Genomic DNA, 16,623 nt, shown 5'->3' with positions numbered 1-16,623 from the left:
GTTGGTCACCTTACTCGATGATCTTCGCCACCACGCCGGCGCCCACGGTGCGGCCGCCCTCGCGGATGGCAAACCGCAGCCCGTTCTCCATCGCGATCGGGCTGATCAGCTTGACCTTCATCTTGATGTTGTCCCCGGGCATCACCATCTCGGTGCCCTCAGGCAACTCCACCGCACCGGTCACGTCCGTCGTGCGGAAATAAAACTGCGGGCGGTAGCCCTTGAAGAACGGCGTGTGCCGACCACCCTCTTCCTTCGTCAGGATGTACACCTCCGCCTCGAAGTGCGTGTGCGGCGTGATCGAACCGGGCTTCGCCAGCACCTGGCCACGCTCCACTTCCTCACGCTTCGTGCCGCGCAGCAGGATGCCGACGTTGTCACCCGCCTGACCCTCGTCAAGCAGCTTCCTGAACATCTCCACACCCGTGCAGATCGTCTTCGTCGTCGCCTTGATGCCGACGATCTCGATCTCGTCACCCACCTTGACCTTGCCCCGCTCGGCACGCCCCGTGACCACCGTGCCACGGCCGGAAATCGAGAACACGTCCTCGATCGGCATCAGAAACGGCCCGTCAATGGCACGCACCGGCTCGGGAATGTACTCGTCGAGCGCCGCCACCAGCTTCTCGATCGACGGCACCCCGATGTCGCTCTTGTCGCCTTCCAGCGCCTTGAGTGCCGAACCAATGATGATCGGCGTCTTGTCTCCCGGAAACTCGTAGGTCGACAGCAGGTCGCGTACCTCCATCTCCACCAGCTCCAGCAGCTCCTTGTCATCCACCATGTCCGCCTTGTTCAGGTAGGCCACGATGTAGGGAACACCCACCTGGCGCGCCAGCAAAATGTGCTCGCGCGTCTGCGGCATCGGGCCGTCGGCCGCCGATACCACCAGAATCGCGCCGTCCATCTGCGCCGCGCCCGTGATCATGTTCTTGATGTAGTCCGCGTGCCCGGGGCAGTCCACGTGCGCGTAGTGCCGCTTCGGGCTCTCGTACTCCACGTGCGCCGTCGCAATCGTGATGCCGCGCGCCTTCTCCTCCGGCGCCGCGTCAATCTGGTCGTACGCCCGGTACTCGCCGCCGAACTTCTCACCCATCACCTTCGTCAGCGCAGACGTCAGCGTCGTCTTGCCGTGGTCAACGTGACCAATCGTCCCAACGTTCACGTGCGGCTTCTTGCGTTCAAATTTGGCTTTTGACATCGTCCCTATCTCCAGGCGTTCCGAACATCCCGGCCCGTGTTCGCGGGCTCGGGAACCGAATAATCACTCACGCTTGATCACAGCCTCCGCCACATTCGGCGGCACCTGCATGTACTTGGCGAACTCCATCGAATACGTGGCCCGCCCCTGGCTCATCGACCGCAGGCTCGTGGCGTAGCCGAACATCTCGGCCAGCGGCACTTCCGCGCGAATGATGCGGCCCGCGGGTGACTCGTCCATGCCGCGCAGCACGCCGCGCCGGCGGCTCAGGTCCCCGTTCACATCGCCCATGAACTGCTCGGGCGTCACGACCTCGACATTCATGATCGGCTCGAGGAGCACCGGTCGGGCTTTGGCAAAGCCCTCCCTGAAGGCCATGGAACCGGCAATCTTGAACGCCATTTCGCTGGAGTCGACGTCATGGTACGAGCCATCGAACATCGTGACCTTGACGTCGACAACGGGATAGCCGGCCAGGATGCCGTTCTCCATCTGCTCCCTGACGCCCTTGTCGACGGCAGGGATGAATTCCTTGGGCACGACACCGCCGACGATGGCGTTCTCGAACTCGTAGCCGGTGCCAGGCGGCAGGGGCTCCAGGCGCAGGAACACGTGGCCGAACTGGCCTCGGCCGCCGGACTGGCGCACGAAACGACCCTCCTGCTCGACACTGGCGCGGATGGTTTCCCGATAAGCCACCTGCGGCCGCCCGACGTTGGCCTCGACCTTGAACTCCCGCTTCATCCGGTCGACGATGATCTCGAGGTGCAGCTCGCCCATCCCGGCGATGATGGTCTGCGCGGACTCCTCGTCCGTATGCACGCGAAAGGAAGGGTCCTCCTTGGCAAGCTTCTGCAACGCAAGGCCCATTTTCTCCTGGTCCGCCTTGGTCTTCGGCTCCAGGGCCACCGAAATCACCGGCTCGGGGAACTCCATCTTCTCCAGCGTAATGACCGCCTTCTCGCTGGTCAGCGTGTCGCCGGTGGTCACGTCCTTGAGACCGACCGCCGCGGCAATGTCACCGGCGCGCACTTCCTTTATTTCTGCGCGCTCGTTGGCGTGCATCTGCAGGAGGCGCCCGATTCGCTCGCGCTTGTCCTTGACCGGGTTGTAGACACTGTCACCCGATTGCAGCACTCCCGAGTAGACGCGCACGAAAGTCAGGTTGCCGACAAAAGGATCGGTGGCGATCTTGAATGCCAGGGCCGAGAACGGCTCGCTGTCGTCGGCGTGGCGCTCGCCGGGTTCGCCATTCTCCAGGATGCCCCTGACTGGAGGCTTGTCCACGGGTGACGGCAGGAACTCGACTACGGCATCCAGCATTGCCTGGACACCCTTGTTCTTGAATGCCGATCCGCAGGTGACCAGGACGATCTGGCCCTTCAGGACCCGGGACCGCAGGCCATTCCTGATCTCGGCTTCATCGAGCTCGCCCTTCTCGAGGTACTTGTTGAGCAGAGCCTCGTCACCCTCCGCAGCGGCTTCCAGCATCTTCTCGCGATACTCGCCGGCGACGGCCTCGATTTCCGCCGGAATGTCCTTGAGCTGGAAGCGCACGCCCTGGGTTTCCTCGTCCCAGTAGACGGCCTTCATGCGCACCAGGTCGACGATGCCCTTGAAACCCTCCTCGGCGCCGACCGGCACCTGGATGGGGATCGCGGTGGCGCCGAGCCGCTCGCCGATCTGCCTCACCACACGAAAAAAATCAGCGCCGGTCCGGTCCATCTTGTTGACGAAGCAGATGCGCGGAACGCCGTACTTGTTGGCCTGGCGCCAGACCGTCTCGGACTGCGGCTCCACGCCGCCGACGGCACAGAACACGGTCACGCCGCCATCGAGCACCCGCAGGGAACGCTCCACCTCGATGGTGAAGTCGACGTGCCCCGGGGTATCGATGATATTGATGCGGTGCTCGGGGAACTGCTGGTCCATCCCCTTCCAGAAGCAGGTCGTGGCCGCGGAGGTGATGGTGATGCCACGCTCCTGCTCCTGCTCCATCCAGTCCATGATGGCGGCGCCATCGTGGACTTCGCCGATCTTGTGCGAAACCCCGGTGTAGAAGAGGATCCGCTCAGTAGTCGTAGTCTTGCCGGCATCGATATGCGCGGAAATGCCGATGTTCCGGTAGCGCTCGATGGGGGTGCTGCGTGACACGGCTGCAAGACCTGGGATCCGGCTGGGAAGGCAACGGAACCCGGCCGTCCTACCAGCGGTAGTGGGCGAAGGCCTTGTTGGCGTCCGCCATGCGATGCGTGTCCTCGCGCTTCTTCACCGCCGTACCGCGGTTCTCCGCGGCGTCGAGCAGCTCGTTGGCCAGCCGGTGCGCCATGGACTTCTCGCCTCGCCCCTTGGCGGCATCGATGACCCAGCGCATTGCCAGGGTCTGGCGTCGCTGCGGGCGCACCTCGACAGGCACCTGGTAGGTGGCGCCACCGACCCGGCGCGACTTCACCTCGACCATGGGCTTGACGTTGTCGAGTGCCTTCTGGAGGGTTTCCAGCGCCGCCGTCTCGGGCTGGCCGGTGCGCTCGGAAATGCGCTCGATCGCTCCGTAGACGATGCCCTCGGCTGCCGATTTCTTGCCCTTGCGCATGACCATGTTGATGAACTTGGCCAGCATCTCGCTGTCGTGCTTCGGGTCTGGAAGGATCTCGCGCCGCGGGGCCTGGGCTCGTCTGGACATGATCTGCTCGCCGTACTGGTGATCGGGTTACTGCTTGGGACGCTTGGCGCCGTATTTGGAACGGCTCTTCTTGCGGTCGGACACGCCGGCGCAGTCGAGGGTGCCGCGCACCGTGTGGTAGCGCACGCCCGGCAGGTCCTTGACGCGGCCGCCGCGGATCAGCACCACCGAGTGTTCCTGGAGGTTGTGGCCTTCGCCGCCGATGTAGCTGCTGACCTCGTAGCCGTTGGTCAGGCGCACACGCGCCACCTTGCGCAGGGCGGAGTTCGGCTTCTTGGGGGTGGTGGTGTACACGCGGGTGCAGACTCCGCGCTTCTGCGGGCTGCCCTGGAGCGCCGGTACGTTGGTCTTGTATGCGTTCGGGCGGCGAGACCGGCGGACAAGCTGATTGATGGTGGCCATGCGGCAACTCTCGGGGCTACAACAAAAAAGGCAGATAGGCATCAGCCCGCATGCGGCTCATCGACTCGATGACATCCAGCATCCGGGCTGACCGTGTCTGCGGGCAAGCAGGCCCGCGCTCGATTGGGCTCGCGGCGCTTTGCGCGCTCTGGCGAGGGCCGTGAATTTTATTGGTGCGGCCAAATCGCTGTCAAGCGAGACGGGGCCGGCCCTCCGGCCCCGTCTGTAGCCAGCACCCCACACGGGCTACTCGGCGGCGGCCTCTTCAGCCTCGCCGGCACCCGTCTCGGTCGTTTCCGCGGCGGCGGATACCTGCTCCAGGTTCTGCAATTCCTCGGCGAGTTCCTGCTCCCGGGTACGACGCTTGTCCGCGTGGTACCGGTAGCCGGTACCGGCCGGGATCAGCCTGCCGACGATGACGTTTTCCTTCAGGCCGCGCAGGTCGTCCTGCATGCCCCGAACCGCGGCTTCGGTCAGCACCCGGGTAGTTTCCTGGAAGGAGGCCGCCGAGATGAACGACTCCGTCGCCAGCGATGCCTTGGTGATGCCAAGCAGCAGCGGATCCCATGCAGCGGGCTCCTTGGACTGGCGGATCACGGTCTCATTCAGGTCGATGACCCGCGACCGCTCGACCTGCTCGCCACGCAGCAACGTGGTGGCTCCCGGATTGGCGACCTCCACCTTGCGCAGCATCTGCCGGATGATGACCTCGATGTGCTTGTCGTTGATCTTCACGCCCTGCAGGCGGTAGACGTCCTGGATCTCGCGCACCAGGAACTCGGCCAGCCTGTCGACGCCCTGCAGGCGCAGGATGTCGTGGGGATTGGGCTCGCCATCGGCGATGACCTCGCCGCGCTCGATCTGCTCGCCCTCGAACACGGAGAGGTGACGCCACTTCGGGATCAGTTCCTCGTGCTTGTTGCCCTGCTCGTCGGTGATGACCAGGCGACGCTTGCCCTTGGTCTCCTTGCCGAAGCTGACCGTGCCGCTGTGCTCGGCCAGGATCGCCGGCTCCTTTGGCCGCCGCGCCTCGAAGAGGTCCGCCACCCGCGGCAGGCCGCCGGTGATGTCGCGGGTCTTCGAACTCTCCTGCGGGATACGGGCGATGACGTCGCCTATGGTGATCTTCGCACCGTCCGTCATGTTGACGATGGCACCGGCAGGCAGCGCATAGACCGCAGGAATGTCGGTATTGGCGAAGCAGATTTCCTTGCCCTTGCCGTCCACGAGACGCGCCCGCGGGCGCAGCTCCTTGCCGCTGAAGCCGCGCTGCTTCGGGTCCATGATGACGATGCTGGAGAGGCCCGTCACGTCATCGACCTGCTCCGTGACGCTCACGCCATCGACGAAGTCCTCGAACTTGAGGAAACCGGCAACCTCGGCCACCACCGGGTGGGTATGCGGATCCCAGGTCGCCACGATCTGGCCGGCCTTGACGCCGTCGCCGTCATTGACCGAGATCGTTGCGCCGTACGGCATCTTGTAGCGCTCGCGCTCGCGGCCCTGTGCATCCATGATGCCGATCTCGCCGGAGCGGCTGACCGCCACCAGATAGCCTTTCTCGTGGCTGACGGTCTTGATGTTGTGCAGGCGGATCACGCCGTCGCGCTTGACCTCGACGCTGCTTGCCGCCGCTGCCCGCGAGGCCGCGCCACCGATGTGGAACGTGCGCATGGTGAGCTGGGTACCCGGCTCGCCGATGGACTGGGCGGCAATGACGCCGACGGCCTCGCCGATGTTCACGCGGTGCCCGCGCGCCAGGTCGCGGCCGTAGCACTGGGCACAGACACCGTAGCGCGTCTCGCAGGTGATGGGCGAGCGCACCCGCACCTGGTCGATGCTGAAGTCCTCCAGGTGACGAACCTTGCGCTCGTCGAGGAGCACCCCGGCCTCGAGGATGAGCGTGCCATCGGCGGGATTGCGCACGTCGTCGGCCAGCACCCGGCCGAGCACGCGCTCCCGCAGCGGCTCGACCACGTCACCGCCCTCGACGAGCGGCGTCATGAGCAGGCCACCCTGGGTGCCGCAATCGGACTCGGTGACCACGAGGTCCTGGGCTACGTCAACCAGGCGGCGGGTGAGGTAGCCGGAGTTGGCGGTCTTCAGCGCCGTGTCGGCGAGGCCCTTGCGCGCGCCATGGGTCGAAATGAAGTACTGCAGAACGTCCAGGCCTTCGCGGAAGTTGGCGGTGATGGGGGTTTCGATGATGGAGCCGTCCGGCTTGGCCATCAGCCCGCGCATTCCGGCCAGCTGGCGGATCTGTGCGGCAGAACCACGCGCCCCGGAATCGGCCATCATGAAGATGGAATTGAAGGACGGCTGCTGGACCTTCTGGCCGGCGGCATTGGCCACCTCTTCCTTGCCCAGCTTCTCCATCATCGCCTTCGCCACCAGGTCATTGGTGCGAGACCAGATGTCGACAACACGGTTGTAGCGCTCGCCGTTGGTCACCAGGCCGTTGGCAAACTGGTCCTGGATCTCCTTGACCTCCTTGTCCGCGGCCTGCAGGATCGCGCCCTTCTCCTCGGGCACATACATGTCGTTGACGCCAATGGAGATACCGGCCCGGGTGGCGTAGTTGAAACCCGTGTACATGAGCTGGTCGGCGAACACCACGGTCTTCTTCAGGCCCACCTGCCGGTAGCAGTGGTTGATGCAGGCCGAGATGGACTTCTTGTCCATGTTGCGGTTGATCAGCTCGAAGGGCAGGCCCTCCGGCAGGATGTCGGAGAGCAGGGCGCGGCCAACCGTCGTCGCCAGCAGGCGCGTACGGTAGGTGATGTTGCCGTCCTCGCCCATCTCGCTGTCGGCGATGCGCACCCGGATGCGGGCGTGCAGGTCCACCAGCCTGTTCTCGTAGGCACGGTGCACTTCGCGCACGTCGGAGAAGATCATGCCCTCGCCGCGGGCGTTGATGCGCTCCCGGGTCATGTAATACAGGCCGAGCACGACGTCCTGTGACGGCACGATGATCGGGTCGCCATTGGCCGGCGAGAGGATGTTGTTGGTGGACATCATCAGCGCCCGGGCCTCGAGCTGGGCCTCCAGTGACAGCGGCACGTGCACCGCCATCTGGTCGCCATCGAAGTCCGCGTTGAACGCCGTGCACACCAGCGGGTGCAGCTGGATCGCCTTGCCCTCGATCAGTACCGGCTCGAAGGCCTGGATTCCCAGCCGGTGCAGGGTCGGGGCGCGGTTGAGCATGACGGGATGTTCGCGGATCACGTCCTCGAGAATGTCCCAGACTTCCGGACCCTCACGCTCCACCAGCCGCTTGGCAGCCTTGATGGTGGTGGCCTCGCCCCGCAGCTGCAGCTTGGAGAAGATGAACGGCTTGAAGAGCTCCAGGGCCATCTTCTTCGGCAGGCCGCACTGGTGCAGCTTCAGCGTCGGGCCAACGACGATGACCGAGCGCCCGGAGTAATCCACGCGCTTGCCAAGCAGGTTCTGGCGGAAGCGCCCCTGCTTGCCCTTGATCATGTCGGCCAGCGACTTCAGCGGCCGGCGGTTGGTGCCGGTGATTGCGCGACCGCGGCGGCCGTTGTCCAGCAGGGCGTCGACGGCCTCCTGCAGCATGCGCTTCTCGTTGCGCACGATGATGTCCGGCGCATTGAGCTCCAGCAGGCGCCGCAGGCGGTTGTTGCGGTTGATGACCCGGCGGTAGAGGTCATTGAGGTCCGAGGTGGCGAAGCGGCCGCCATCCAGCGGCACCAGTGGCCGCAGGTCGGGTGGCAGTACCGGCAGGACGGTCATGACCATCCACTCCGGGCGGTTGCCCGACTCGATGAAAGCCTCGATGAGCTTCAGGCGCTTCGACAGGCGCTTGATCTTGGCCTCGGAGGACGTGCCATCGATACCCTCTCGGACCAGCACCACTTCCTTCTGCAGGTCGAGGGTGCGCAGCATCTCGTGGATGGCCTCGGCGCCCATGCGCGCATCGAATTCGTCACCGTAGGACTCGATGGCCTCCAGGTACTGCTCGTCCGTCATGAGCTGCCCGCGCTCCAGCGGGGTCATGCCCGGATCGACGACGACGAATGCCTCGAAATACAGGATGCGCTCGATCTCGCGCAGGGTCATGTCGAGCATCAGGCCGATGCGCGATGGCAGCGACTTCAGGAACCAGATGTGGGCTACGGGGCTGGCCAGCTCGATGTGGCCCATGCGCTCGCGGCGCACCTTGGTCTGGGTAACTTCGACACCGCATTTCTCGCAGACCACGCCACGATGCTTCAGGCGCTTGTACTTGCCGCACAGGCACTCGTAGTCCTTGATGGGACCGAAGATCTTGGCGCAGAACAGCCCATCCCGCTCCGGCTTGAAGGTGCGGTAGTTGATGGTCTCTGGCTTCTTCACCTCGCCAAACGACCAGGACCGGATCATGTCCGGCGAGGCCAGCGCGATGCGAATGGCATCGAAGTCCTCGACCGTGCTCTGCTGCTTGAATAGCTTCAGTAAGTCTTTCATGAGCCACCTGCGCCTGGTTGTCTAGTTCTGCTCGAGTTCGACGTTGATGCCGAGGGAACGCACTTCCTTCACCAGCACGTTGAAGGACTCCGGCATGCCGGCGTCCATCTCGTGGGTGCCATCCACGATGTTCTTGTACATCTTGGTGCGGCCCTGGACGTCGTCCGACTTGACGGTGAGCATCTCCTGCAGCGTATAGGAGGCACCGTATGCCTCCAGCGCCCAGACCTCCATTTCGCCGAACCGCTGTCCGCCGAACTGCGCCTTGCCGCCCAGAGGCTGCTGGGTAACCAGGCTGTAGGGGCCAGTGGAGCGCGCATGCATCTTGTCGTCGACCAGGTGGTTGAGCTTCATCATGTACATGTAGCCCACCGTGGTCTGCCGGTCGAAGGGTTCACCGGTCCGGCCATCGACCAGCGTCGTCTGACCATTGACCGGCAGCTGTGCAAGCTCCAGCAGTTGCTTGATCTCGCCCTCGGTCGCGCCATCGAACACCGGCGTGGCGATGGGTACGCCGGCACTCAGGTTGCGCGCCAGCTCGGTGACCTCGTCATCCGTGAGCGAGCGGATGTCTTCCTTCTGGCCGCCGGTGCGGTTGTAGATCTGGTCGAGGAACTCGCGGACCTTCTCGACCTGCGCATGCGCCTCCAGCAACTCGCCGATTCGCCGGCCAAGCCCCTTGGCGGCCCAGCCGAGGTGGGTCTCCAGGACCTGTCCGACGTTCATGCGCGAAGGCACGCCTAGCGGGTTGAGCACGATGTCCACCGGGGTGCCGTCGGGCAGGTACGGCATGTCCTCCACCGGGACGATGGTGGAGATGACGCCCTTGTTGCCGTGGCGACCGGCCATCTTGTCACCGGGCTGGATGCGGCGCTTCACGGCCAGGTAGACCTTGACCATCTTCAGCACGCCGGGCGGCAGGTCGTCGCCAGCCGTGATCTTGCGCTTCTTTTCCTCGAAGCGACGGTCGAACTGGTCGCGCTGCTCCCGCAGGCGAATGGCGGCCTGCTCGAGCTGGGCGTTGGCCTCATCGTTGTGCAGGCGGATATCGAACCACTTCTCGCGCGGCACGCCATCCAGGTAGGCACGGGTGACCCGGCTGCCCGATTCCAGCTTGTTGGGACCGCCTTCGGCCTGTTTGCCGACCAGCAGGCGCTCCACGCGCTGGAAGATGTCGTTCTCGAGAATGCGCTGCTGGTCGTCGAGATCCTTGCGGACCGACTCCAGCTCGGCCGACTCGATGGCGAGCGCACGGCTGTCCTTGTCGACACCATCGCGAGTGAAGACCCGCACGTCGATCACGGTGCCGTCCATGCCGGGCGGCACCCGCAAGGACGTATCCTTCACGTCGGAGGCCTTCTCGCCGAAGATGGCGCGCAGCAGCTTCTCCTCCGGGGTGAGCTGCGTCTCGCCCTTCGGCGTGACCTTGCCCACGAGGATGTCGCCTGCGCGGACCTCGGCGCCGATGAAGGCGATGCCCGCCTCGTCGAGCTTGGCCAGTGCCACTTCGCCCACATTGGGGATGTCGGCGGTGATCTCCTCGGGCCCGAGCTTGGTATCACGGGCGACGCAGGACAGCTCTTCGATGTGGATGGTGGTGAAGCGGTCTTCCTCCACCAGTCGCTCGGAGAGGAGGATGGAATCCTCGAAGTTGTAGCCGTTCCACGGCATGAAGGCGACCAGCAGGTTCTGGCCCAGGGCCAGCTCGCCGAGGCTGGTGGAGGCACCGTCGGCGAGCACGTCGCCGCGGGAGATGACGTTGCCCGCCTGCACCAGCGGCCGCTGGTTGATGCAGGTGTTCTGGTTGGAGCGCGTGTACTTGGTCAGGTTGTAGATGTCCACGCCCGGCTCGCCGGCGCGGGTTTCCTCATCGTTGACGCGGACCACGATGCGTGAGGCATCGACTGAATCGACGGTGCCTCCGCGCTTGGCCACCACGGTGACGCCGGAATCGATGGCCACCGGCCGTTCCATGCCGGTTCCAACCAGGGGCACATCGGACTTCAGGGTAGGCACCGCCTGGCGCTGCATGTTCGAGCCCATGAGCGCGCGGTTGGCATCGTCGTGCTCCAGGAACGGGATCAGGGCGGCAGCCACCGAAACGATCTGCCTCGGCGAGATGTCCATGTACTGGATCTGCTCGCGAGGCATGATGGTGAACTCGTTCTGGTGACGTACAGACACCAGCTCATCCTCGAACTCGCCCTTCGGGCTCAGTGAAGCGTTTGCCTGGGCGATGACGTACTGGCCCTCCTCGATGGCCGAGAGGTACGCGATCTCGTCGCTCACCCGACCGTTCTTGATGCGGCGGTAGGGTGTCTCCAGGAAGCCATACTCGTTGGTGCGGGCGTAGACTGACAGCGAGTTGATCAGGCCGATGTTCGGGCCTTCCGGGGTCTCGATCGGGCACACGCGGCCGTAGTGCGTGGGGTGCACGTCGCGGACCTCGAATCCTGCCCGCTCCCTGGTCAGGCCGCCAGGGCCAAGGGCCGAGACACGGCGCTTGTGGGTGACCTCCGACAGCGGATTGTTCTGGTCCATGAACTGGGAAAGCTGGCTGGATCCGAAGAACTCCTTGACGGCTGCCGCCACCGGCTTGGCGTTGATCAGTTCCTGCGGCATCAGCCCTTCGGACTCGGCCAGCGTCAGCCGCTCCTTCACGGCACGCTCGACGCGCACCAGGCCAACGCGGAACGCATTCTCGGCCATCTCCCCGACGCAACGCACCCGGCGGTTGCCGAGGTGGTCGATGTCGTCCACCTCGCCGCGGCCGTTGCGGATCTCCATCAGCACCTTGAGGACATCGATGATGTCCACCTTGTCCAGGACGCCGGAGCCGGTGATCTCGCTGCGGCCGACACGGCGGTTGAACTTCATGCGGCCGACTGGCGAGAGGTCGTAGCGCTCGGTGTTGAAGAAGAGGTTGGCGAACAGGTTCTCCGCCGCGTCCTTCGTCGGCGGTTCGCCCGGGCGCATCATGCGGTAGATCTCCACCAGTGCTTCCAGGCGCGTGGTGGTGGCATCGATCTTCAGGGTATTGGAAATGTACGGGCCCTGGTCGAGATCATTCACGTACAGGGCGCGCACATGGTCGATTCCCTTGTCGACAAGGCGCTGCAGCAGATCGCTGGTCAATTCATCGTTGGACTTCGCCAGCAGCTCGCCGGTCGATGTGTCGATCACATCGTGCGCGAGGATCTTGCCGTGGAGGTAGGCAACCGGCACGACCAGGCTCTTGACCCCGGCCTTCTCCAGTTCCATGACGTGGCGCGCCGTGACGCGCTTGCCTTCCTCGACAATGACCCGCGTGCCCACCTTGATGTCGAAGGCCGCAGTCTCGCCCTTGAGACGCTGGGCCACCAGGCCCATCTTGATTTCCTTCTTCGAGAGGAAGAGGTCCACCTTGTCGAAGAAGATATCGAGCATCTCCTGGTTGCTGTAGCCCAGGGCGCGCAGGATCACGCTCACCGGCAGCTTGCGCCGCCGGTCGATGCGCGCGAAGACGCAGTCCTTCGGGTCGAACTCGAAATCCAGCCAGGAACCCCGATACGGGATCACGCGGGCGGAGAACAGCAGCTTGCCGGAGGAGTGGGTCTTGCCTTTGTCGTGGTCGTAGAAGACACCCGGCGAGCGGTGCAGCTGCGAGACGATGACCCGTTCCGTGCCGTTGATCACGAAGGTGCCGTGATCGGTCATCAGCGGCATCTCGCCGAGATAGACCTCCTGCTCACGGACCTCCTTGACGGCTTTCTTGGGGCCGGTGACCTCGCGATCGAAAATCACCAGGCGGACCTTCACCCGCAGCGGGGCGGCGTAGGTCAGTCCACGGAGCTGACATTCCTTGACGTCGAAGACCGGTTCACCGAGCCGGTAATTCAGGTACTCGAGCGCGGCATTCCCCGAGTAGCTGATGATCGGGAACACGCTCTTGAAGGCGGCATGCAGCCCGAGGTCCTGCCGGTTGTCCAGGTCGGCGCCTTCCTGCAGGAATTGCCGGTAGGAGTCCAGCTGGATCGACAGGAGGTAGGGCACCTCCAGGATGCTGGGCCGCTTGCCGAAATCCTTGCGGATCCGCTTCTTCTCGGTGAAGGAGTACGCCATGTAGTTGTACCTCTACGAAAGCTGCATCCGGGCCGGGGTCACCGCCCGGGAATAGGTCGATGCGGGCCGGCAGCAACACGCCACCGGCCCCTGCATCGGCGCGAACAGGCGAAAGCCGCCTGCGCCTGCTCTCCTCGCGCTGGGCGAGAGGTCCACGACAGCCTTGCGGCTACTTGACCTCTACCTTGGCGCCGGCGTCCTCGAGTTCCTTCTTGATCTTGGCGGCGTCATCCTTGGAAACGCCTTCCTTGACCGTCGAGGGCACGCCCTCCACCAGGTCCTTGGCCTCCTTGAGGCCCAGGCCGGTGATGGTGCGGATCGCCTTGATCACGCCCACCTTGTTCTCGCCGAACGCGGTCATGATCACGTTGAACTCGGTCTTCTCCTCAGCGGCCGGAGCGGCAGCGCCACCGGCAGCCACGGCTGCCACGGCAACCGGAGCGGCGGCGGATACGCCCCATTCCTCTTCGAGCTCCTTGATGAGGCCGACCAGCTCCATGACGGGCATCTTGCCCAGCGCTTCCTTGATTTCCTGACGTGAAACTGACATTTCGTGTTCTCCTGAAAAGCTATAACCGAATCATGTTGGGAATGCGGCTTCAGGCTTCGCCGCCCTGCCTGTCGCGGTAGGCCGCGAGCAGGCGGGCAAACTTCGCCTGAGGCTCGGCGATGGTGCGCACGAACTGCGACATCGGTGCCTGCAACAGCCCCAGCAGTTGTGCCCGCGCCTCGTTCAGCGTCGGCAGGCTGGCAACGCGGCCGAGCTCGCTACCCGGATAGACCTGGCCGCCAATGGCAACAGCCACCGGCACCAGCTTCTCGTTATCCTTGGCAAACTCCTTGATGACACGCGCTGCGGCGCCGGGCTCCTCGCGGGAAAACGCGAGGACCGTCGGCCCCTTGAGCGAGTCATGCAGGCACGCGAAGTCCGTGCCTTCCACCGCCTTGCGGGCCAGCGTGTTCTTGACGACCCGCATGTAGACACCCTGCTTGCGCGCCCTGGCGCGCAGGCTGGTGATCTGCGTGACGCTAAGTCCGCGATAATGCGCGGCCACGGCCGACTGTGCCGACGCGGCAACAGCGTTGACTTCCGCCACCACCGTCTTCTTGTCGTCCAGCTTTAAGCCCATTTCTCCTCCTGGCAGTCATCCAATCCGCAGCTGCCCGGCACTCCTGCGCCCGGCAGCCACGCCACCCCTGGCGGGATGGAACCTCGACGGGCGACCGCACCAGAAAGATCTGACTCGGCATGCACCGTCTGCGCTGGCAGGCTGCGGGTGCAGCCCATTAAGTCCCGGCCTGCATGGCTGGCAGGGACACCGGCGGTCTTCGACGCCGGCCGCTCACGCGGCCGTCTCCTGTGTTACCGGTGCCGCATCCTGCGGCACCGGCAGCATTCGTCCTGGCTACTACTGCACCTCGCCCTCGATGGATGCCTGGTCGACACCGACCCCGGGCCCCATCGTGGATGAAAGCGTGAGCCGCTTGATGTACTGGCCCTTCGCCTGAGCCGGGCGCGCCCTGCGGATGTCCGTGAGCAGCGCCATGAGGTTCTCGCGCAATGCGCCAACCTCGAAATCGGCCTTGCCGATCGTGCAGTGCACGATCCCGGCCTTGTCCGTGCGATAGCGTACCTGGCCGGACTTGGCGTTCTTCACCGCCGCCTCCACGTCCGTGGTCACGGTGCCGACCTTCGGGTTCGGCATCAGACCGCGCGGCCCGAGCACGCGGCCGAGCTGGCCAACGATGCGCATGGCATCGGGGGTGGCGATGACGGTGTCGTAGTTGGTTTCGCCACCTTTCATACGCTCGGCGAGGTCATCGAAACCCACGGTGTCCGCGCCGGCTGCCTTGGCCTTGGCGGCATTGTCACCCTGCGCGAAGACGGCGACCCGCACCTGCTTGCCGATGCCGTTCGGCAACACGGTCGAACCGCGTACCGCCTGATCGGACTTGGATGCGTCGATGCCAAGGTTGATGGCGACATCAACCGATTCGCGGAATTTGGCGCTGGCCATCTGCTTGACCATGCCGATCGCATCGTCCAGCGGCCGCAGGTTGGTTCGCGTCACGCTCTCGCGGTGGCGCTTGATGCGCTTGGATTCGGTAGCCATGCTCTAGAGTCCTTCCACGTCCACGCCCATGCTGCGGGCGCTACCGGCAATGGTGCGCACCGCGGCGTCCATGTCCGCAGCCGTCAGGTCCGGCATCTTCGTCCTGGCGATGTCCTCGACCTGCTGGCGGGTCACCTTGCCGACCTTGTTCTTGTTCGGCACGCCACTGCCCTTGTCGATGCGCGCGGCCTTGCGCAGCAGCACCGACGCCGGTGGTGTCTTGGTGACGAAAGTGAAACTGCGGTCGTTGTAGACGGTGATTACCACCGGAATCGGCGTGCCGGCCTCCAGACCCTGGGTCTGGGCGTTGAACGCCTTGCAGAATTCCATGATGTTGACGCCAGCCTGCCCCAGCGCCGGACCCACCGGGGGCGCCGGATTCGCCTGGCCTGCCGAAACCTGCAGCTTGATGTATTTGTCGACTTTCTTGGCCATTTCAGTTTCCCGTAGGCCGCACCACCGCCGGGCGGTGGTGCGCCGTTAAACCCTCAGCTCTTCTCGACCTGGCTGAAATCCAGCTCCACCGGCGTGGACCGGCCCAGGATCTGCACGGCAACCCGCAACTTGTTCTTCTCGTAGTTGACGTTCTCGACCACGCCGCTGAAGTCGTTGAACGGCCCGTCGACCACCCGCACCACTTCACCGGGCTCGAACAGCACCTTGGGCCGCGGCTTGTCGGCGCCTTCCTCGACCCTTTGCAGGATGAACTCCGCCTCCTGATCCGTGATGGGCGCCGGGCGGTCACTGGAGCCGCCGATGAACCCAAGCACCTTTGGCACTTCCTTGACCAGGTGCCAGGTCTCCTCGTCGAGTTCCATCTGCACCAGGACATAGCCGGGGAAGAACTTGCGCTCGCTACGGCGCTTCTGCCCTTCCTTCATCTCCACGACTTCTTCGGTCGGCACCATGATCTTGCCGAACTTGTCCTGCAGGCCCTTGAGCTTGATCCGCTCCTCGAGCGAGGTCTTCACCTTGTTCTCGAAATTCGAGTAGGCATGAACCACGTACCATCTCAGCGCCATGGCTCAGCCTCCCTGCCCGGTGACGAACTGGGTGAGCTTCAGCAGGATGGCGTCCACCGCGAGGAAGAAAATCGCCACCACCGCCGTCAGCCCCAGCACGATCAGTGTCGTATTCAGTGTTTCCCTGCTGTCCGGCCAGACGACCTTGCGAAGCTCGACCTGCGAGCCCTGGATGAACTCCCAGACCTGGCGTCCCTGCACGGTCATGAACGCGATGCCCAGGCCCGCGAACAGACACACCAGCAGTCCAAGGATGCGCAACAGCAGGGACACATCCTCGAAAAGATAGTAGCCAACGATGCCGCCGACGAAGACCGCAACGGCGGCAACGAGCTTGACCGTGTCCAGGATGCCCGGACTCGCCTCTGCCTTGGTGTTCATCCCGCCTGTAACCGTCTAGTCCGATGCTCTGGCAGGCCAGGAGGGTCTCGAACCCCCAACCTTCGGTTTTGGAGACCGACGCTCTGCCAATTGAGCTACTGGCCTGTGCTGCTGTTGCACCTCATCCGTGCCGCAACCACGGCACAGGCGAAGCGCAACCCAACGTGAAACTGCTTACCGCTAGCCTTACTCGATGATCTTCGCCACCACGCCGGCGCCCACGGTGCGGCCGCCCTCGCGGATGGCAAACCT

General features: G+C 64.4%; 13 protein-coding genes and 1 tRNA gene. All 14 read right to left on the bottom strand.

The window, feature by feature from the left end; genetic code table 11:
* Positions 1 to 10: 10 nt before the first annotated feature.
* Positions 11 to 1,201 carry an elongation factor Tu gene (tuf, locus tag HRU81_00070; protein ID QOJ30632.1) on the bottom strand — a complete coding sequence of 397 codons (1,191 nt, stop codon included), beginning with the start codon at positions 1,199 to 1,201 and terminating at the stop codon, positions 11 to 13.
* Positions 1,202 to 1,264: 63 nt separating this feature from the next.
* Entirely contained in the window at positions 1,265 to 3,355 is a 2,091-nt protein-coding gene (gene fusA / locus HRU81_00065) for an elongation factor G (protein QOJ30631.1), read from the bottom strand.
* Between the two features lie 49 nt (positions 3,356 to 3,404).
* On the bottom strand, positions 3,405 to 3,884 hold the full coding sequence (rpsG, locus tag HRU81_00060; GenBank protein QOJ30630.1) for a 30S ribosomal protein S7: 480 nt from the start codon (positions 3,882 to 3,884) through the stop codon (positions 3,405 to 3,407).
* Between the two features lie 27 nt (positions 3,885 to 3,911).
* On the bottom strand, positions 3,912 to 4,286 hold the full coding sequence (gene rpsL / locus HRU81_00055; GenBank protein ID QOJ30629.1) for a 30S ribosomal protein S12: 375 nt from the start codon (positions 4,284 to 4,286) through the stop codon (positions 3,912 to 3,914).
* Positions 4,287 to 4,532: 246 nt separating this feature from the next.
* The gene (gene rpoC / locus HRU81_00050) at positions 4,533 to 8,753 is read right to left on the bottom strand and encodes a DNA-directed RNA polymerase subunit beta' (GenBank protein ID QOJ30628.1); all 4,221 of its coding nucleotides are present in this window, start codon (positions 8,751 to 8,753) and stop codon (positions 4,533 to 4,535) included.
* A gap of 21 nt (positions 8,754 to 8,774) precedes the next feature.
* Positions 8,775 to 12,854 (bottom strand): DNA-directed RNA polymerase subunit beta, encoded by a 4,080-nt coding sequence (gene rpoB / locus HRU81_00045; protein QOJ30627.1) that lies wholly within the window; start codon positions 12,852 to 12,854, stop codon positions 8,775 to 8,777.
* Positions 12,855 to 13,023: 169 nt separating this feature from the next.
* Complete coding sequence (gene rplL, locus HRU81_00040; GenBank protein ID QOJ30626.1) at positions 13,024 to 13,404, bottom strand: 50S ribosomal protein L7/L12; 381 nt, start codon at positions 13,402 to 13,404, stop codon at positions 13,024 to 13,026.
* A 49-nt stretch (positions 13,405 to 13,453) separates the two neighbouring features.
* A complete protein-coding gene (rplJ, locus tag HRU81_00035; GenBank protein ID QOJ30625.1) occupies positions 13,454 to 13,984 on the bottom strand; it encodes a 50S ribosomal protein L10 in 531 nt (176 codons plus the stop codon).
* A gap of 279 nt (positions 13,985 to 14,263) precedes the next feature.
* Complete coding sequence (gene rplA / locus HRU81_00030; protein ID QOJ30624.1) at positions 14,264 to 14,968, bottom strand: 50S ribosomal protein L1; 705 nt, start codon at positions 14,966 to 14,968, stop codon at positions 14,264 to 14,266.
* Positions 14,969 to 14,971: 3 nt separating this feature from the next.
* Positions 14,972 to 15,403 (bottom strand): 50S ribosomal protein L11, encoded by a 432-nt coding sequence (gene rplK, locus HRU81_00025; protein QOJ30623.1) that lies wholly within the window; start codon positions 15,401 to 15,403, stop codon positions 14,972 to 14,974.
* A gap of 53 nt (positions 15,404 to 15,456) precedes the next feature.
* Complete coding sequence (gene nusG, locus HRU81_00020) at positions 15,457 to 15,990, bottom strand: transcription termination/antitermination protein NusG (protein ID QOJ30622.1); 534 nt, start codon at positions 15,988 to 15,990, stop codon at positions 15,457 to 15,459.
* Positions 15,991 to 15,993: 3 nt separating this feature from the next.
* Positions 15,994 to 16,371: a preprotein translocase subunit SecE gene (gene secE, locus HRU81_00015; protein QOJ30621.1), complete on the bottom strand. Its 378-nt coding sequence runs from the start codon at positions 16,369 to 16,371 to the stop codon at positions 15,994 to 15,996.
* A gap of 29 nt (positions 16,372 to 16,400) precedes the next feature.
* Positions 16,401 to 16,476, bottom strand: a tRNA-Trp gene (locus HRU81_00010).
* Positions 16,477 to 16,557: 81 nt separating this feature from the next.
* On the bottom strand, positions 16,558 to 16,623 hold a 66-nt coding region (locus tag HRU81_00005), incomplete at its 5' end, for an elongation factor Tu (protein QOJ33424.1).

The sequence above is a fragment of the Gammaproteobacteria bacterium genome, assembly GCA_015709695.1.
Taxonomy (GTDB): domain Bacteria; phylum Pseudomonadota; class Gammaproteobacteria; order Steroidobacterales.
Note: the sequence above shows the minus strand (reverse complement) of the source record. Positions and strands in the feature narration are given on the sequence as shown.